The 17,640-nt window shown below is 56.6% G+C and carries 17 protein-coding genes; 3 read left to right on the top strand and 14 right to left on the bottom strand.

Going from position 1 to position 17,640, the window contains the following annotated elements; all coding sequences use genetic code 11:
• Positions 1-31: 31 nt before the first annotated feature.
• Positions 32-1,036 carry a GlxA family transcriptional regulator gene (locus RCA23_RS10025; protein WP_044050197.1) on the bottom strand — a complete coding sequence of 335 codons (1,005 nt, stop codon included), beginning with the start codon at positions 1,034-1,036 and terminating at the stop codon, positions 32-34.
• Between the two features lie 68 nt (positions 1,037-1,104).
• Here RCA23_RS10025 and RCA23_RS10030 point away from each other — a divergent pair, with 68 nt between their 5' ends.
• Positions 1,105-1,758, top strand: a complete 654-nt coding sequence (locus RCA23_RS10030) for a helix-turn-helix domain-containing protein (protein WP_044050198.1) — start codon at positions 1,105-1,107, stop codon at positions 1,756-1,758.
• A gap of 10 nt (positions 1,759-1,768) precedes the next feature.
• Here RCA23_RS10030 and RCA23_RS10035 read toward each other — a convergent pair whose 3' ends face one another.
• Positions 1,769-2,182 (bottom strand): hypothetical protein, encoded by a 414-nt coding sequence (locus tag RCA23_RS10035; protein ID WP_052377129.1) that lies wholly within the window; start codon positions 2,180-2,182, stop codon positions 1,769-1,771.
• 512 nt (positions 2,183-2,694) lie between these two features.
• Here RCA23_RS10035 and RCA23_RS10040 point away from each other — a divergent pair.
• Positions 2,695-3,063 carry a nuclear transport factor 2 family protein gene (locus tag RCA23_RS10040; protein ID WP_044051476.1) on the top strand — a complete coding sequence of 123 codons (369 nt, stop codon included), beginning with the start codon at positions 2,695-2,697 and terminating at the stop codon, positions 3,061-3,063.
• Positions 3,064-3,164: 101 nt separating this feature from the next.
• Positions 3,165-3,329, top strand: a complete 165-nt coding sequence (locus RCA23_RS10045) for a hypothetical protein (RefSeq protein WP_044050199.1) — start codon at positions 3,165-3,167, stop codon at positions 3,327-3,329.
• A gap of 91 nt (positions 3,330-3,420) precedes the next feature.
• On the opposite strand, the gene RCA23_RS10050 is transcribed toward RCA23_RS10045, so the two are convergent.
• From RCA23_RS10050 to RCA23_RS16025, 12 genes are all read right to left on the bottom strand, one after another.
• On the bottom strand, positions 3,421-3,813 hold the full coding sequence (locus RCA23_RS10050; protein ID WP_044050200.1) for a PaaI family thioesterase: 393 nt from the start codon (positions 3,811-3,813) through the stop codon (positions 3,421-3,423).
• Positions 3,814-3,815: 2 nt separating this feature from the next.
• The gene (gene pdeM, locus RCA23_RS10055; RefSeq protein WP_044050201.1) at positions 3,816-4,478 is read right to left on the bottom strand and encodes a ligase-associated DNA damage response endonuclease PdeM; all 663 of its coding nucleotides are present in this window, start codon (positions 4,476-4,478) and stop codon (positions 3,816-3,818) included.
• A 38-nt stretch (positions 4,479-4,516) separates the two neighbouring features.
• A complete protein-coding gene (locus tag RCA23_RS10060) occupies positions 4,517-6,946 on the bottom strand; it encodes a ligase-associated DNA damage response DEXH box helicase (protein ID WP_044050202.1) in 2,430 nt (809 codons plus the stop codon).
• 39 nt (positions 6,947-6,985) lie between these two features.
• Positions 6,986-7,888: a bifunctional methylenetetrahydrofolate dehydrogenase/methenyltetrahydrofolate cyclohydrolase FolD gene (gene folD, locus RCA23_RS10065; RefSeq protein ID WP_044050203.1), complete on the bottom strand. Its 903-nt coding sequence runs from the start codon at positions 7,886-7,888 to the stop codon at positions 6,986-6,988.
• Positions 7,889-7,973: 85 nt separating this feature from the next.
• The gene (locus tag RCA23_RS10070) at positions 7,974-9,650 is read right to left on the bottom strand and encodes a formate--tetrahydrofolate ligase (RefSeq protein WP_044050204.1); all 1,677 of its coding nucleotides are present in this window, start codon (positions 9,648-9,650) and stop codon (positions 7,974-7,976) included.
• A 292-nt stretch (positions 9,651-9,942) separates the two neighbouring features.
• Positions 9,943-10,545, bottom strand: coding sequence for an MOSC domain-containing protein (locus RCA23_RS10075; protein ID WP_044050205.1), 603 nt, complete (start codon positions 10,543-10,545; stop codon positions 9,943-9,945).
• 58 nt (positions 10,546-10,603) lie between these two features.
• Positions 10,604-12,523, bottom strand: a complete 1,920-nt coding sequence (ftsH, locus tag RCA23_RS10080) for an ATP-dependent zinc metalloprotease FtsH (RefSeq protein ID WP_044050206.1) — start codon at positions 12,521-12,523, stop codon at positions 10,604-10,606.
• Between the two features lie 93 nt (positions 12,524-12,616).
• Positions 12,617-13,840: a tRNA lysidine(34) synthetase TilS gene (tilS, locus tag RCA23_RS10085; protein ID WP_052377130.1), complete on the bottom strand. Its 1,224-nt coding sequence runs from the start codon at positions 13,838-13,840 to the stop codon at positions 12,617-12,619.
• Entirely contained in the window at positions 13,837-14,625 is a 789-nt protein-coding gene (locus tag RCA23_RS10090; RefSeq protein WP_044050207.1) for a tol-pal system YbgF family protein, read from the bottom strand. Before RCA23_RS10090 ends, tilS begins: the two co-directional genes overlap by 4 nt.
• Positions 14,625-15,134 carry a peptidoglycan-associated lipoprotein Pal gene (gene pal, locus RCA23_RS10095; RefSeq protein WP_044050208.1) on the bottom strand — a complete coding sequence of 170 codons (510 nt, stop codon included), beginning with the start codon at positions 15,132-15,134 and terminating at the stop codon, positions 14,625-14,627. Before pal ends, RCA23_RS10090 begins: the two co-directional genes overlap by 1 nt.
• Before the next feature lie 45 nt (positions 15,135-15,179).
• On the bottom strand, positions 15,180-16,502 hold the full coding sequence (gene tolB / locus RCA23_RS10100; protein ID WP_044050209.1) for a Tol-Pal system beta propeller repeat protein TolB: 1,323 nt from the start codon (positions 16,500-16,502) through the stop codon (positions 15,180-15,182).
• Positions 16,499-17,635, bottom strand: a complete 1,137-nt coding sequence (locus tag RCA23_RS16025; protein ID WP_052377131.1) for a hypothetical protein — start codon at positions 17,633-17,635, stop codon at positions 16,499-16,501. Before RCA23_RS16025 ends, tolB begins: the two co-directional genes overlap by 4 nt.
• Positions 17,636-17,640 lie beyond the last annotated feature (5 nt).

Here is a 17,640-nt window from a genome sequence, read left to right on the forward strand (position 1 = left end):
GCGGCCATCATGTGATCTGACGCCCGCGACCCTAGACCGAGGGCACGGGACTGTTGTCCAAGACGCGATAGAGATTGATGCGCCGGCGATCCTCTTGGGGAGAGAGTCCAAAGGCCTCACGATAGTGACGCACCATGGGCGTGGTCGAGCCATAGCCCACCTGCAGAGCAATTTGTGCCATACTGTCTTTGGAATACATCACCAATTGCTTGGCGGCTTTCATCCGCAATGCACGGTAGTAATGAGACGGGCTCTGCCCCGTTGCCTTTTTGAAACTGCGCTCAATCTGCCGGGGAGAGACGCCCACGCCATCCGCCACCTCTGCCACAGAAATTGGAGACTCGAGATGGGCTGCAAAAATGGTCACCGCTTTGGCCACCACGGGCGGTAAGGTCGCGTCGGTGGTGGCGCTCCGATAGGTTGGAATACTCTGCTGCACCCCCTCGCCCCGCATCAACGGATGCTGAAACCAGCAGGCCACTTCCGTCGCCACATCTGCCCCCAGGCGGGTTTCGATCAAACGCAGTGACAGATCAAAGGCCGCGGCCGCCCCTGAAGCCGTATAGCGGCGGCTCGCGACTTCAATCACCCGATCAGAGGCCTGAACCTCCGGAAATTCTGAACGGAAGGCGGCATCATAGCACCAATGTACCGAAACCACATGACCGGCCATGACCCCGGAGCGGACCAACGGAAACACCCCACCGCTGACACCGCCCAGCACCGCGCCGTGACGGGCCAATGCACGCAGCGCCCCAAAACCGGCTTTGGCATTGGCAAACTGCGCGCGGGGCGGGCTGAGCAGGAACAGATAATCGGGTCGCGTCAGATCGGATAAAGCCAAATCAGGCTCAAAGCTGATCCCTGCGCTGGAGCGCCGCTTTGCCATCGTCTCTGCAACCAGTGACCAAGAAAACGCCTCCTGCCCCGATATCTCATTTGCCGCGCGCAGAGGTTCGATCATTGAGGTGAGGCAGGCCATCGGAAAGCCTTCAAAAATCAAGAAACCAACGGACTGGGTTTTCACATCATTCATAAATATGATACTAAAAGGAAAACTGGCCCAGAGATCAAGAGGTCAAACGCCACGATTGAGGTTGATATATGACTGTTGAGAAAGCCACCCCGGCAAAGGCCGCCGAACTGACGCAAGACCCACCCAGGGCGCGCGATGGGCCTGAAAAAACTCTCGAAGTGGCCATTGGACGCGCGTTGCGGGGATTTCGGCGGCGCCAGGAGGTCACGGTCGCCGAACTTGCCAGCCGCACGGGACTTTCCATTGGAATGCTGTCCAAGATTGAAAATGGCAATACCTCTCCCTCTCTCAAGACATTGAGGGCCCTTGCAACGGCGCTGTCCATGCCGATCAGTGCTTTTTTCAGCCAGTTTGAGGCGCGCCGAGAAGTGATTCACACAAAAAGTGGTGAAGGGATCGCGACCGAGGAGACTGGCAGTCTGACGGGTCCTGAAACACGTCTTTTGGGACATATCAACGCCCCGTCCAGCGGGGTTATCGTAAAGCCATATTTGGTGACGCTGACCTCCAAGACAGATGTATTGCCAAGCCTCCAACAGGGCGGCACCCAGACCATCTATATGCTGGAGGGAGAAATGGACTACCGACATGGCGACAAGCTCTACAATCTTACCGCCGGGGACAGCTTGCAATTTGATGCCGATAGCCCCCATGGGCCGGAGGCTCCAAGAGATCTTCCCCTCCGTTATCTGTCCATCGTCAGCGCGCCGCAAAACGGCTGATCGCTAGATATTAACGCAGCAGGTCAAGCCCCGCCTTGCGGTGCGTGTACCAAACCAAAGCGGCCGCCACCACCAAGGACATGCCACTCGACATTACAAGAGACATCCCACCGGGCGCCGCAGCCCCGACCCAGAGCGCGTGACCCATTGTCAGCAGCACGCCAAGAAGCGAAACAAACAAAGCCGGCCGCGCTGTGGCCCGGCGCAGCAGCATCAAAACACAGCCCAATGCCCCCCCAAAAACCGCAACCGAAAAGGCGGCTGTCACCCAGCCGGGACGGTGGGCAATCACCGCCCTATAGGCGGGCGGGAAATCAGCCAGGGCGTCGGGATCCATTTGTAGAATAAAATTGAAACAACCAAGGGCGTTCCAAATCAGGCCCAACAGGCCAATCGCCCAAAAAACACGGCTCGGTTTTGTCATCACGCGCGGCGCCTCTCTGCTATAAGATTATGACCTACAGAGCATCCCTATCATTGGCCCGCTCTTGCTCACAAGGCGCATTCATATCGCATGACCGCCAAAAGCCGGATCTGCAGGATGCGACTTGGGCCTTTATCAATCATTTTATTTATACTTAATAGGAAAGACCTATGCACAACCCAACCACAAAGCGAGACACTTGCCCGGTGGCAACACCGGGCTGCGCCTGCCTGCCCCCCGGCAGGCGCATTCACCATCAGGGTATACTGGTATATATGGTTATGGCTCAAATTCTGCAGTGATTTCACCACCCGCCATATGCGCCCGCCCAGGCCGGCGCTGCCCTCATTTCGTGCTGAACTGGCGTTATACAGAGGTCTTTAAAATATTATTGCATCATAAGAACGCCATTCACATTGACTTTTTGCAACCAGAACTCTTCTCTCAGGGTCGAGAGATATTTTAGAATGCACCAATATAAATTGGTTAATAATCAGCGCGAGAAACAGTCCATGACAATCACTCACACACTTGATCCGTGGCAATTTGCCCAGGATTGGCAAGACGGCTGGAACAGTCACGATTTGGACCGGATCATGGCACATTATCACGAAGAGGTGGTGTTTAGATCGGCCAAAGCGCAAGCCTTGGTTGGGAAGGGGGAACTCACCGGCCATGACGAATTGCGCGGCTATTGGGCCGAAGCCCTAAAGCGTCAGCCTGACCTCAAATTTCAAGTCCAAGACGTTTTCCGAGGCCATGAGATGATTGTCTTGAGCTACAGCAATCAAAACAATATCTGCGCGACTGAAACATTCTATTTCAACGCAGAGGGCCTGGTCTTTCGCGCAGCGGCTTGTCATCGAACACCGCGGCTCTAAATCCCCAATCGCCGTTCAAGCGCGCCATCACAGCGGCGTTGTGTTACCAAAATAAACCATTAGTCTGCAAATCGTCACGCGCTTGGAAATTCGGAGTAGCCATGAGCAACAAGCAGATTAATTTCATCGGCTGGATACTTTTTATCCTGTCAGCGATTGGCTTCATCATCGCCTCCATCGGTAGTTTTTGGTCCATGGTGGGCTCTGTGTTCTTTTTGGTGGCCTGTTTGGTCTTTTTGATTCCGTTCTTTCGATCGGACGACTGATCTAGCACCGGCGCATTTAACACAGATGCAATTTAAATAATATCATTATAACAATTGCTAAATGTGTAAACTTAATGTATTTTGCACGACTTTAAACCTGTACAGGCACCATCGTTCCCTGCATCAACGCAACTTTTACATCCCCATCAAACACATCAGCCCGCACGATCACCAAACGTGCACCAGATTTCTCCACATGGCCCACCGCCCGTAAAGGACCGTTGCGCCCCGGTGCCAGAAGGTTGATTTTCATTTCTGCGGTCAAAACCTCACAGCCCTCCGCCATCAGCGTCAAGGCCGCATATCCCGCTGCGCTGTCACCGAGCGCAAAGATCAAACCGGCATGGGCATAGCCATGCTGCTGCTGACTGCCCGGCAGGATTGGCGCTGTGATTTCCACATGCCCCGGCTCAACGACAGTCATCTGCGCCCCAAAAGTTTGCATAATGCTCTGCCGTTCAAAGCTCTTTGTGACCCGTTCCATCTCTATCCCCTTGGCATTGGCAAGACATGACAGGTCTCACCGGTTAAAACCGCGACAGCCCCCGGCTGCATCAAATCCCGCAAAACCGCCGCATCACTGCGCAGCCCTCCGGTGAAGGTGCCAAATGCTGGCAAAATTACCCTGTGCTGATCGTATAAAAAACAGGGGCGCGTGACATGGCGCCGGCCCAATGACACGGCGGCTTTTGGATGGTAGTGACCACAGACCTCGGCCTCCGCCTCAGCGATATGACGGAACACCAAGGGTCCATCGCGATACTCTGCCAGATGCGCACCCGAAAACTCAACGGGACCCGGATCGTGATTCCCCTCAATCCAAATCCACTGCCGCCCGGCCTGCATGCGATAAAGACAAGCGCTTTGTGCAGAATCAAGGCTGCCCGAGGCCTGCAAATCATCAAAACTATCCCCCAGACAAATCACAATTTGAGGGGTCAAAGCCTCGATTTCTCTTTGCAATCTATAAAGAGTGTCTGCGGTGTCATAGGGCGGCGCCATAACGCCTGAGCGGCGCGCCATGCGATCTGATTTTCCCAAATGTAAATCTGACACGCAAAGAATACGCCGATGTGCCCACCACAAGACACCCGAAGCCCGCGCGGTCAGCTCAGCCCCATACAAGGAAAATACATGCCCATCACTCATGCCCCTGCATCGCGCATTATGCGGGGGGATGGCAAGTTTTATTGCACGGGCGCCATGACGATCTTGTTCAGACCTGAGGCCTCCATCAACCGGGCTGTTTCCTGGGCCAAAAGTCGCTCTTGGGCTTCGCCTTGCACCGGAACACGGCCCATTTCAAGAAACAGCGGAGCGGCAAAGGGCGATAGACGGTCCAGCTCTTTATGATCCAGCCGCCCTGCACAGCGGGCCAGCATCTCTTCAATCCGGTCAAAATCCACCAACCCCCTACGGGCTTCTTCGCGGGTGATTTGCATTAAGACATGCTCGGGGTCATATTTGAGCAAAGTATCATAGAGAATATCCGACGAGAACGTCGCCTGCCGGCATGATTTTCTCTGCCCTGGCGTGTTGCGCTCTATGAGACCGGCAATAACCGCACAGCCGCGAAAGCTTCGCTTCATCACCGCATTGCCCGCCAGCCACGTCTCAAGCCCGTCCCTGAGCCCTGCGGGTGCCAAAAGCTCGGCCGCATCGCCGAGCGGCTCAAGAGAGAGCAACATCACAGCATAATCCGTGGCCACGAAACTCAGCGGGGCCAATCGGGCCTCCTCCATCCGCTTTGAGAGCAAAAGCCCAAGCGTTTGCAGCGCATTGCGCCCAGCAAATCCGTAGACCACCGTTGCAAAGCGCCCTTCATGCGGGAAGCTCTCGACCAAAAGGCGATCTGCACGCGGCAGGAGGCTGACATGGCGCTGCAAGGCAATCCAGTCGCGCATATAGCCGGGCATCTCTGGCCAGTCCTTTTGCTGAAACCCCGCCAGTATCCGCTGGCTCAACTGGGTGGATGTGGCAAATTTCGTCCCGCTGAACGTGGCGATCTTGGGTTTTTTGCCCGGCTGTTTCGTCACCTCAACGGTCAGATCGCGCAGGCCCTCATAGCGCACCACCTGCCCACCAATCAAGAAACTATCCCCAGGCACAAGAGTTGCGGCAAAGGCCTCCTCCACCTCGCCCAAAGCACGCCCACCGCGGCCCCGCAATCGAACCTTGAGACGATCACTGTCTTGGATGGTGCCAATGTTCATGCGAATGCGTTGGGCGGCGCGCGGGTCGCGCAATTGCCACTTGCCGTCCGCAGTTTGCAGCAAACGCCGCCACCGGTCGTAGGCTTTGAGCGCGTAGCCACCGGTGGCGCAAAACTCGAGGCAGGCGTCAAACTCTGCGCGCGTGAGCTGCGCATAACGGCCCGCTGTTGTGATCTGCCCATAGAGATCATCGGCGCAAAATGGCCCGGCGCAAGCGGCAATCAAAATATGTTGGCACAATACATCGCGTGGTCCCGGCCCCATCGGCTCGCCGTCCAGATCATCTGCGCGCACCGCCTGCAAAGCGGCGACACATTCCACCACCTCAAACCGATTGGCTGGCACCAGACGGGCTTTTGATGGGCTATTGTAGCGATGATTGGCCCGACCAATGCGTTGCACCAGTCGTTTGACGTTCTTTGGCGCCCCCACTTGGATCACCAAATCTACATTGCCCCAATCCAATCCCAGGTCCAGCGATCCTGTGCAAACAATCGCACGCAAAGCGCCAGCGACCATAGCCGCTTCGACCCTTTCGCGCTGCGCCCGAGACAATGAGCCATGGTGAATGGCGATTGGCAGGTTCTCCTCATTGAGCTGCCATAGCTTATGAAAGAATATCTCCGCCTGCGCCCGCGTGTTGTGAAAAATTAAGACCGTGTTGTGCTGCGCCACCTCGCGCAATACCTGTGGGATCGCATAGCCGGCCCCGCCGCCAGACCAAGGTGCAGGCGCGTCAATCTGCAACATGGCGATATCGGGCAAAGGGCCGGGCGGCGCTTGAATAATATGACAGGGTGCCGGATGGCAGGCCATAAAGCCCGCAATCTCCTCAGGATCTTGCACCGTGGCCGATAAGCCAATCCGCTGCAGATCTGGGCACATCCGCTGCAAAGCCGCCAGTGACAGCATCAGCTGATCACCGCGCTTCGACTCGCTGAGCGCATGCACCTCGTCAATCACCACCCGTTTGAGCCCAGAAAAAATGCGCTCCGCGTCGCTATAGCTGGTCAAAAGCGCCAGGCTTTCTGGCGTGGTCAGCAAGATCTGCGGCGGGTCCGCGCGCTGGCGTCGCTTTTGCGTGGCGCTGCTGTCGCCGGTACGATCCTCGATGCGAATATCCAGGCCCATCTCCTCCGCCGGCACGCGCAGATTGCGTTTGATATCTGCCGCCAGAGCTTTGAGAGGAGAGACATAGAGCGTGTGCAGGCCGGCATGGGGGGCCTGCGCCAAATCTGCAAGGCTCGGCAAGAACCCCGCCAAGGTTTTGCCGCAGCCGGTCGGAGCGATCAGCAGGCAAACCGGATTGTCGCGCGCCTCCATGACTTGCAATTGATGCGCATGGGGTTGCCAGCCTTTTTGGGTGAACCAGTCAGTGAGGGCGGCAGGCAAAACATCAGACATGCGCCAATATAGCCTTGCCCCCGCGCCATGAAAACACCTTTAAGCGGTCAAACCTTCCGGCTCGGGCAAATCATTGGCCCGGCATGTCGCAGTCAAAGTATTGGCCAATAGGCAAGCAATGGTCATGGGACCCACGCCACCCGGCACGGGGGTGATTGCCCCGGCGACTTCGGCGCAGCTGGAAAAATCCACATCCCCCACCAATTTCATCTTGCCCGCGCCTTTTTCCGGCGCAGCAATCCGGTTGATGCCCACGTCAATCACCACAGCACCAGGTTTGATCCAATCGCCTGGAACCATTTCCGGACGGCCCACTGCCGCCACCACGATATCGGCCCGGCGAACAACCTCTGGCAGATCCCGAGTGCGAGAATGTGCAATTGTCACAGTACAGCTGTCACCCAGCAAGAGCTGCGCCATGGGCTTGCCAACGATGTTTGAGCGGCCGATCACCACAGCTTCACAGCCTGACAGTGAGCCGAAATGATCCCGAAGCATCATCAAACACCCCAAGGGTGTGCAGGGCACCATAGATTTTTGCCCTGTACCCAATAGGCCGACGTTTGAGATATGGAACCCATCAACATCCTTGGCCGGATCAATGCGGCCAATCACCAAATCCTCGTTTAAATGCTTGGGCAAAGGCAATTGCACCAAAATTCCATGCACCGCGGGATCGGCATTCAACTGATCGATGACTGCAATCAACTCTTCTTCGCTGACAGAGGCGTCAAGCTTATGCTCAAAAGAGGTCATACCAACTTCGACCGTCTGCTTGCCCTTGGAGCGCACATAGACTTGGCTGGCTGGATCTTCGCCCACCAAAACCACCGCAAGACCCGGCACAATGCCATGGTCTTGCTTCAAGCGCGCCACATGTTCCGCCACCTGCCCGCGCACCCGCGCCGCAAAGGCCTTGCCATCAATCAACTGTGCAGTCATCTTCCATCTCCCAAACCCATGAGTTCTGCCTTCAAGTCAGACACCCGAAAACGGCTCCCCCCGCCCAGAGGCGAGGGGGGTGTTCTTAGAACAGGCCTTCGATTTCGCCTGCATCATTGAGCATAATTGTTTCGGCAGCCGGTTTGCGCGGCAATCCCGGCATGGTCATGATTTCACCACAGACCGCCACAACAAAGCCAGCGCCAGCGGACAAGCGCACTTCGCGCACCGGCACAGAGTGGCCCACAGGCGCGCCGCGCAGATTGGGATCCGTGCTGAAGCTGTATTGCGTCTTGGCCATACAAACGGGCAAATGCCCATAGCCCTGCGCTTCCCAATCCTTCAACTGATTGCGGATCTTTTGATCCATCAAGGCCTGATCGGCGCGGTAGATCCGTTTGCAAATGGTTTGGATCTTTTCTGCCAAGGGCATCTCATCTGCGTAGATCGGCGCGAAATTGGCCATATCGGCATCGGCGATCTCCGCCACACGAGTGGCCAAAGCCTCAGCGCCCTTACCGCCAAATTCCCAATGCTGCGAAACGATCGCTTCAGAGCCCTGCCCGGCGACAAAGTCTTTCACCGCTTGCACTTCAGCCTCAGTGTCGGTGACAAAATGGTTGATCGCGACAACCACAGGCACGCCAAAGCTCTTCAGGTTTTCGATGTGGCGTCCCAAATTCGGGCAGCCGGCTTTCACCGCGTCAACATTCTCTGCACCAAGATCTGCCTTCGCGACACCGCCATTCATTTTCATCGCCCGAACCGTGGCCACCAGCACCACAGCAGAGGGCGCCAGGCCCGCTTTGCGGCACTTGATGTTGAGGAATTTCTCTGCGCCCAAGTCGGCACCAAATCCAGCCTCAGTCACCACATAATCACAGAGTTTCAACGCAGTTGTGGTGGCGATCACCGAGTTACACCCGTGGGCAATATTGGCAAATGGACCACCATGCACAAAGGCCGGGTTGTTTTCCAAAGTCTGCACCAGGTTGGGCTGCATCGCATCTTTCAGCAAGACGGTCATCGCGCCATCTGCCTTAATATCGCGTGCAAAAACTGGGCTGCGGTCGCGGCGATAGGCCACGATCATATCACCAAGGCGTTTTTGCAAATCGGTCAGATCTTTGGCCAAACAGAGAATCGCCATAACCTCCGAGGCAACGGTGATGTCAAAACCCGCTTCGCGTGGGAAGCCATTGGACACTCCGCCCAAAGAAGTTGTGATCTGCCGCAACGCGCGGTCATTCATATCAACAACCCGGCGCCACACCACGCGGCGTGTGTCGATGTCGAGCTCATTGCCCCAATAGATATGGTTGTCGATCATCGCGGACAAAAGACTGTGCGCCGAGGTAATTGCGTGAAAATCGCCTGTGAAATGCAGGTTCATGTCTTCCATCGGCACGATTTGCGCATAGCCGCCCCCGGCAGCGCCACCCTTCATCCCAAAATTAGGGCCTAAAGAGGCTTCACGAATACAGACCATTGCCTTCTTGCCGATGCGGTTCAATCCATCGCCCAGACCAACAGTGGTCGTGGTCTTGCCTTCACCCGCTGGCGTTGGGTTGATGGCAGTGACCAGGATCAACTTGCCATTCTTACGGTCTTGAACAGAATTGATGAAAGACTGGCTCACTTTGGCCTTATCATGGCCGTAGGGCAGAAGGTCTTTGCTCTCGATTCCAATCTTAGCGCCAATGTCCTGAATTAGGGCTTTTGAAGCACCGCGTGCAATTTCAATATCCGATTTGTAGCTCACTTTAAGTCTCCAATGTGACCGCTTGATCAAAGTATACCGTTGCATGTACCGCCATCTGCGACAAAGTAGCAGAGTAAATCCGACATTTGCACTCGCGTGTGCGGCAGCCGATTGACCTCGATGGGGTTCATTGGAAACCCCTGCTTCAACTTTGAAACTTATTTGCTAACATTGTGGGATAAATAGTGGAGACGTCATTGCAGCGATTCATTTTCATTGTGCACATAGCTATGCTGATTGGTGCCGCATATCTTATTCTTTGGATCACCTAGGCCAAAACGGGCGGCAAGGCCTATAGAAGGCGGGCTTGCCCATCCGCCTGCCAAGCGCGTTGCACAGGGCAGTGCAGGCGCAGCACATCGCCCAAGGCCAAGTCGCCATGTCGCTCGACCCAGGCGGTCACGCCGCGCTTGCCCTTGGCATGGGCTTTAAAGGACTTCCCTTGCCCGGGCAGATCCCGCTCAATGGTCATGCCGACCTGATGGCAAGGGTGGTTTTGCATATCCACCACCAAAGTCGTGCCTTGCTGTGCCTGAAGCCGTGAAGACGGCGGGATATGGGAAAAATCTCGGCATCCCGACACCACCATCGTCGCCCCAAGCCATTGGGGATTGAACTGCGCCAGCCCCATATCGCGCGCAATCTGGTCTATTTCTTCCTGGCTAACGATGCTCAGCTGCCGCACATTGATGATGTCCGTGCCACGCGGATGCTGTTGCAACACACGGCTGTCTGAGGCGCGTGTCCGGCCTCGATGCGCCGCCCCCACAACCCCATCCCAATCCAATTGCAGCCGTTTGCGCGGCTCTGTCTCGATTTCAATTTCGCGCCGATGCGTGACCACGCCCAGCCAAGTGATGGTGAGGTAAACATCTGTTGCTTCCAATGCAGGCATCGCCGCACCTCCCCAAAAAAAGCCCCCGCCTTTGGTATAAGGCAGGGGCTCAAAGACCCTAGGCCGTGGGCTCGGGTTCCATCCCGCCGCCGCTGCTGCTGCTCGGCTTCGGCTTGGTTTTGGGAACCGCCGTCACCGATGGTGTGCCGCCCGATGTCGCGCTATCATCTTCATCGCCATCACGGTCAAGGCTCTCGCCCTCCATCACCTTTTTGATTTCCGCCCCAGTCAGGGTTTCATATTCCAAAAGGCCCTGCGCCAGATTCTCAAAGCGCTCTTTATTGTCAACGATGGTCTTCATGGCCAAGTCATAACCATTTTGCACAAAGCTGCGCACCTCAGTTTCGATCAATTCCTTGGTGGCCGCAGAGGTTGACAGGCCTGATGTCCGGCCAGAATACCCTTCCGCCGCTTCGGAATAGTCAATATTGCCAACTTTATCGGACATGCCCCAGCGCATCACCATGGCGCGCGCCAGACTTGAGGCCTGTTGAATATCGCCTGACGGGCCATTCGACACCTGATCTTCACCATATTTGAAGATCTCAGCCGCCTTGCCGGCCATGGTCATCGCCAATTCATCGTGGCACTCATCACGGTGGAAGTTGAGACGATCCATTTCCGGCAGGCTCATCACCATACCGCCGGCGCCGCCACGAGCGATGATTGTGGCTTTGTAAACCGGTTGGCATTTTGGCAAAAGTGAACCGACCAAAGCGTGGCCTGCTTCATGGTAGGCTGTCTTCTCCAACTGCTCCTTGGTGCGCACCATGGAGCGCCTCTCTGCGCCCATAAGGATCTTATCCTTGGCCTTCTCAAAATCTTCCATTGTCACCAAACGGCGTCCAATACGCGCAGCCGCCAGGGCCGACTCATTGACCAAATTGGCCAAATCCGCACCCGAGAAACCAGGCGTGCCCCGGGCAATGATCCGCAAGTCCACATCGGGGCCCGTTGGCAATTTGCGCGCATGCACGCCCAATATTTTCTCACGCCCTCTCAGATCCGGGCTTGGAACGGTCACCTGCCGATCAAAACGACCCGGGCGCAGCAGCGCGGGATCAAGCACATCTTTGCGGTTGGTCGCCGCGACGATAATAATGCCCTCATTGGCCTCAAAACCGTCCATTTCAACCAAAAGCTGGTTGAGGGTTTGCTCGCGCTCGTCATTGCCGCCCCCGTAGCCAGCACCACGCGCCCGGCCCACCGCATCGATTTCATCGATAAACAATATGCATGGCGCATTCTTTTTCGCCTGCTCAAACATATCGCGCACGCGGCTCGCACCGACGCCCACAAACATTTCAACAAAATCCGAACCGGAAATCGAGAAGAAGGGCACGCCCGCCTCACCCGCAATCGCCCGCGCCAGGAGGGTCTTACCCGTGCCCGGGGCACCTTCCAGCAATGCGCCTTTCGGAATTTTACCGCCCAAGCGGCTAAATTTTTGTGGATTCTTCAAAAAATCGACGATTTCTTCCAGCTCTTCCTTGGCTTCGTCAATACCCGCCACATCGTCAAAGGTGACATTGCCTTGCTTTTCGGTCAGCATCTTCGCGCGGCTCTTGCCAAAGCCCATAGCGCCGCCCTTACCGCCGCCCTGCATCCGGTTCATGAAATAGATCCACACCCCAACGAGAAGCATGATCGGCAGGAGCGACAAGAGGATCGATTGGAACATTGAGGTTTCTTGTGACGTGGCCGCAACGCTCACGCCTTTAGACACCAAAAGATCGCTGATCTGCGCATCACCTGGAACGATTGTGACATATTCCGTGCCATTGGGCCCAGTGTAAGTGACCGTCTCGCCGTCCAGCGTGGCGCGGCTGACCTGGCCATTTTCAACCGCCTGTACAAAGTCAGAATAGGTTGTGGTGCGGCTCGAGGCTGTGCTTGCATCCCCAGAGAACAAACGAAACAGCATCAAAAGCAAGATGAACAATACAAACCAAAAGGCGAGGTTGCGTAGATTACCCAAGGGAAACTCCTATTAGAACCGCAATGTGTCGACACGAGATAGCGTCGGGCTTTGACCTAAGATAGACATCACACCGCTTTATTCAACGGGGTACTACCATTCCCAGGGCGGTGAAACCACCTTAAGCATATCTTTTGGGCCAAATTGCGCCATTGGTGCGGCCAAAAGCCTTTGCCCTTGCCACAAAGATGGGCTGGCCAAAAGCGCCAAACGCGGGCGGCCACTGTCCCGCCACCCCGGGCATTGCCCAAGGCCAGAGGGGCCAAGCGCCCGAATTTCATATGATTTTTCAGCATTCACCATGGAGATCCGGCCATCCCAGGGCGCGCCAGCTTGCGCCACCTGCCTTTCCACCACAGAAAATTCCCGAGAAATCCGCAGCACTGTCTTGGACTGCGGTATTAGGACACATCCATGCAGGGTCACTGTTTTTTTTGCCGCAAGCGCTCTAAGCAGTGCAGAATTTCGGGGCCTATAGGGCTGACCGCTGATCCAATTGAGGGCAGCCGACACCATGCGCTCGATATATTCGCGCGGCAGGCGGCTCAAGGCCACCCGATCGAAAAGCACATCGGTGACATCAATTTGCGCCACCTGCGGCCAAAGCCCTCGCGTCGAAAATTCGAGAGCCTCTTGAACGTGGCGCATGCGTGTGGCGGTTGCGGCCAGCCTAGGGCCCGTTAATCCAAGCGCCTCTAACTCGGGCGCCGCCTGACGCATCCGCACACGCATGAAAGCCGGATCTTCGTTGCTTGGATCATTGCACCAGCCCTGCCCCTGCGCATGCAAGAAACCCTGCAAATCCTCCCTGCAGAACGCGAGCAAGGGGCGCTGCCAGTCCATGTCGCGATCTGTCCAACGCCCGCGCATTTCGCTAAGACCATCCGCGCCAGAGCCGCGGGCCAAGCGGATCAGAAAGTTTTCCGCCACATCGGTCTGACTGTGCCCCAAACAAATACAGCGGCACGCCATATCCCGCCCCCAGGCCGCCAGAGCCTCATAACGCGCGCTGCGGGCGCGGGCTTGAAGATTGGGGCCCTTGGGCAGATCGCTTATCGTTAGGGTAGTATGGGCGACGCCCAGCTTGCCGCAAAGCGCGTTGACCCAAAGCGCTTCTTCCTTCGCTTCAGCCCGCAGCCCATGGTCGACCGTGGCGGCGCACAAATGCGCCTGAGGCATGGCGGCACGCAAGGCCAGAAGCAGCGCGACAGAATCAGATCCACCCGACACTGCAACCCCAATCACCGCGTCTTTTGGCAGCGGCGCAAAGACCTCAGCGAGATGCGATGAGATGTCCTGTGGCGGCTCGAGGCTCATGGGCAGGACAGCTCGGCCTCGGCCAGCTTGGCATCGTCTGCAACCTCTGTTTGCGCATAGCGAAATTGAACTTCACTCAGGGTCAAACACCCCTCTTGCGCATTGCCCATGCGGTGAAACGACAAAGCCAGGTGATAGAGTGCCGAGGGCGCGACCTCATTGGACTCATCCATAGAATAGGCCTCTAGATAGGCCCGCGCCGCCAGACGAAACTCGGCACTGTCCATATAGGCATGTCCAAGCAGCAAATGCGCCCGCTGCGTCAGCGGGCCAATGGGAAAGGCCTTAACGAATTCTTCGAACATTTGTGCAGCACTGCCGGTGTCGCCAGACAGCAGCATGTCATTGGCGGCATCAAACTCTGCTTGCTCTGATATCGTTAATATCTCACCGGGCAGAACCAGATCCAAGCCTGAGCCCGAATCAGATCCAAGGGGGAGCGTGGCGCCCAATTGCGTCACCACACAGCCCGGTTCCATGGCGCAGATGCGCGCCTCAAGCATGGCAATTCTCTGGGTCGCATCCCGGACAATCGCAGAAATGCGGTAGGCCAGCTCTTCGGTCTGGCCGGTCAAACGCTGCAATTCGTTTTCAATGGCTGCCGTGCGATCCAACAGCGCCCCATCATTGGTAAAGCCGCCCTTTTGCGCGGTGGTCAACTCCAGGCGCAGGCGTTTGGTTTCATACAATAGACCCGCAAGATCTTGACGCATATCTGCCAAACTGTCGGCAGAGGCGGGACCAGATAGCCCCGCGATCAAAATCAATGCGCGGCCCAGATGCATCAGCTCAAGCTCTGGGTCAAAATGGTCACTGTCCGGCGGTTTTTCTCATAGCATCGCTCAGAGCTGCAAATTTCAACAGGCCGCTCCTTGCCGTAGCTGCGGGTCTTGAGCCGCAGGCCCGAAACGCCGCGCGCGACAAGGTATTCTTGCACCGACTGCGCCCGCCGGAAGCCCAGCGCGAGGTTGTATTCGCGCGTGCCACGCTCATCCGCATGGCCTTCGAGAATGATGACATAGCCTGGGTTGCCCAGAAGCCATTCCGCTTGGATATCCAAAGCGGCTTTGGAGGCGGTGTTCAATGTGAATTCATCCACATCAAACAACACCGTATCGCCGACGGAATTTTGGAAATAAGCCACAGAGGTCGGATCATTCAAATCCTCAGAGCTGATTTCATTGTCGTTCCAACCGGACCCACCATCGAGCCCTGCGGTGTTGTATCCCCCATTGCTATCGGAGCAGGCCGCGAGGGTCACCATAGCCGCGAGGGCCAGATACATCGTTCTCATGTTGGTCTCCTTTCACAGAAACATAGCATCATCAGGCCCCCTAGCCTAAGGTAAAACAGGGCCCCAAGACGGATCAGACGCAGGGCTGCGCAGGTTCAAGGCGCGCAGGTTCCTGCCAGAAATATCGACCGAATACAGGCTCGGCGCGCCCTTTGGTCCTTGGGTTTCGCGGGTAAACATAATCACCCGCCCATTGGGCGACCAGCTGGGCCCCTCATCCAAGAAAGAGGCCGATAAGAGCCGTTCTTCACTGCCATCGGTGCGCATGACACCAATTCCAAAACGCCCGTTGCTTTGTTTGGTAAAGGCGATCAAATCGCCACGCGGGCTCCAGACCGGCGTACCATAGCGCCCATTGCCAAAGGATATTCGCTTTGGCGTGCCGCCCGCCACTGACATAAGATAGAGTTGCTGCGTGCCGCTGCGGTCGCTTTCAAAAACAATTGAGCGCCCATCGGGGCTAAAGCTTGGGGCCGTATCAATGGAGGGGCTCGACGTCATCCGTGCCGAACGTGCGCTGGACAATTCCATCATATAAATATCGGTATTGCCGCCCTGCTCAAAGGAATAAACCACGCGTTTGGCATCGGGCGAAAACCGCGGTGAGAAGGCCATTCCATTATCCGGTGTCGGCAACCGCTTGCGCGCGGCGCTGCGCACGTTGAGCTGATAGATCTGCGGAAAACCCGTCTCCCAGCTGGTGTAGAGCACCTGCTTGCCATCACTGGAGACACGCGGCGCGAGAACGGTATTCTCATTGCCGGTCAAGAACTGCAAATTTTCGCCGTCATAATCCATGATGGCCAAACGCTTGAGCCGTTGGTCTTTCGGACCAGACTCGGAAACGAAGACGATCTTACTGTCAAAATAGGGCCCCTCACCGGTGATCCGCGCATAGACCTGATCGGCCACCTTATGGGCCATGCGGCGCACAGCTTTGGTGCTTCCGCTGAGCTGCATGCCACTGCCCAACTGCACTCCAGAATAAATATCGAAAATGCGGAACTTGACGGTCAGCCGGCCAAAGCTGGTGGTTTTGACCGCGGCGGTGACCAAGGCCTGCGTATTGATGGCGCGCCAATCAGGATAGCGCACGGGCTCGGCAAAGCTGCTGCGCTGCGCGATAAAGCGGCTTGGCGGCACTTCGCGGAACAGGCCACTGCTGGATAAATCGGTGGCCACAATGCGCGACATTTCTGTGGCAATCGTCACCGCCTCAATATTTTCCGCTTCAAACATCGGAACCGCAAAGGTCAGAGGCTCAATCACCCCATCGGTGATTTCAATACGCAGAGGTCCATTTTGCGCCATGCCCGCACCTGTCCAAAGGCCAAACGCCAAAACACCAAAATAGATCAATCGCTTCATCGCACTCTCATTTTCTCTGGGTTAAATGTTAATTCCACACGCCGCCAAGTTGCAAATTGGTCTTTCGGCAGTTCAAATCCCTGTGCGCCGCATCCTTGTATCGCACGCAGTGCGGTTTCAAAAGCCCGCTCTGCACTGATCTCATCTCCCCCCTCAAAACCAAGCATCTTGATGCTATTGGCCACGGGTTTTCCATCACGTGTCAGCTCCATCTCCACCACCACAATCGTCGACAAGGCCGCCGATGACAAGGCGCCAAGGTTCCAACACTCTGCAATTGCCAGTTGCATACCACGAATGAATTGTTCTGCCAAAGGTGCCGCTGCGGCCTCTGGCCCCGCAGGGGCTTCGTCGCCTGCCATCAATGCGGCATTCAACGCAGCTGTCACCGGATCGATCTGTGGCTCTTCCGGCTCGGGGTCGGGTGTCTCTGGCGCAGGCGCTGGAACGGCGCGCGGGGCCGGCCGGCTGCGTGGACGCACCGACCGTTCTGGCGCATTGGTCGTGACCTCGGGGGACGCAGAGGGTTTTTCCGCTTCTGTGACAATTTCCGGGGCCGCAGCCTCGGGGGCTTGCGCCTCCTGCTCCTGCGCGACCTCCGCCGGAGCCTCTTGCGGAGCGGCGGCCTCACGGCTCTGGGCGCCGAGATCCATCTCCATATCAGGCGCATTGATGGCGGCTGGCACTATCCTTTGCGCCGGGCGCGGCTTTGGCGGCAGGCTGGTCTGCACTGGCGTTTGCGCGCTGTCATCCAAAAGAGGCGTCTGTAGCTCCACAGGCGGCAAAATCACCACGTCTTGCACAGGCACAACAAGTTCTAGCCGCCGCGAAGGCAGAGCATCGCCTGATGAAATTTGGCTCAAGCTTTGCGCCAATTGCGCGGGGGCGGCATCCACTTCTGGCGCGCTTGGCCCTTCGGCGGCCTCCTCAACCGGGATCGCCTCAGCGCTTGGAATTTCTGCGGAAATCTCTGGGCTGATGTTATTAATCATAACGTCAAACACCTCTGATGAGACAACAGACACATCTGCAACCGCCATCTCAGAGGGCTTACGGGAAAAATCCCCGTTAAGCACCAGCCAGCCCACAAACCCGAGATGGAGGGCGAAGGAAATATAGCTGCCCGGCGACATAGGAC

The sequence above is a fragment of the Planktomarina temperata RCA23 genome (assembly GCF_000738435.1).
In the GTDB taxonomy this organism is placed as follows: Bacteria; Pseudomonadota; Alphaproteobacteria; order Rhodobacterales; family Rhodobacteraceae; genus Planktomarina; species Planktomarina temperata.

Bases quoted from the DNA above. Each gene is read 5' to 3' on its own strand.
- RCA23_RS10075 (WP_044050205.1), bottom strand. From the start codon at position 10,545: ATGCCTGCATTGGAAGCAACAGATGTTTACCTCACCATCACTTGGCTG.
- RCA23_RS10090 (WP_044050207.1), bottom strand. From the start codon at position 14,625: ATGCATCTGGGCCGCGCATTGATTTTGATCGCGGGGCTATCTGGTCCC.
- RCA23_RS10060 (WP_044050202.1), bottom strand. From the start codon at position 6,946: ATGTCTGATGTTTTGCCTGCCGCCCTCACTGACTGGTTCACCCAAAAA.
- RCA23_RS10045 (WP_044050199.1), top strand. From the start codon at position 3,165: ATGAGCAACAAGCAGATTAATTTCATCGGCTGGATACTTTTTATCCTG.
- tolB (WP_044050209.1), bottom strand. From the start codon at position 16,502: ATGAAGCGATTGATCTATTTTGGTGTTTTGGCGTTTGGCCTTTGGACA.
- pal (WP_044050208.1), bottom strand. From the start codon at position 15,134: ATGAGAACGATGTATCTGGCCCTCGCGGCTATGGTGACCCTCGCGGCC.
- RCA23_RS10040 (WP_044051476.1), top strand. From the start codon at position 2,695: ATGACAATCACTCACACACTTGATCCGTGGCAATTTGCCCAGGATTGG.
- RCA23_RS10035 (WP_052377129.1), bottom strand. From the start codon at position 2,182: ATGACAAAACCGAGCCGTGTTTTTTGGGCGATTGGCCTGTTGGGCCTG.
- pdeM (WP_044050201.1), bottom strand. From the start codon at position 4,478: ATGAGTGATGGGCATGTATTTTCCTTGTATGGGGCTGAGCTGACCGCG.
- RCA23_RS16025 (WP_052377131.1), bottom strand. From the start codon at position 17,635: ATGTCGCCGGGCAGCTATATTTCCTTCGCCCTCCATCTCGGGTTTGTG.
- RCA23_RS10050 (WP_044050200.1), bottom strand. From the start codon at position 3,813: ATGGAACGGGTCACAAAGAGCTTTGAACGGCAGAGCATTATGCAAACT.
- RCA23_RS10025 (WP_044050197.1), bottom strand. From the start codon at position 1,036: ATGAATGATGTGAAAACCCAGTCCGTTGGTTTCTTGATTTTTGAAGGC.
- folD (WP_044050203.1), bottom strand. From the start codon at position 7,888: ATGACTGCACAGTTGATTGATGGCAAGGCCTTTGCGGCGCGGGTGCGC.
- tilS (WP_052377130.1), bottom strand. From the start codon at position 13,840: ATGAGCCTCGAGCCGCCACAGGACATCTCATCGCATCTCGCTGAGGTC.
- RCA23_RS10030 (WP_044050198.1), top strand. From the start codon at position 1,105: ATGACTGTTGAGAAAGCCACCCCGGCAAAGGCCGCCGAACTGACGCAA.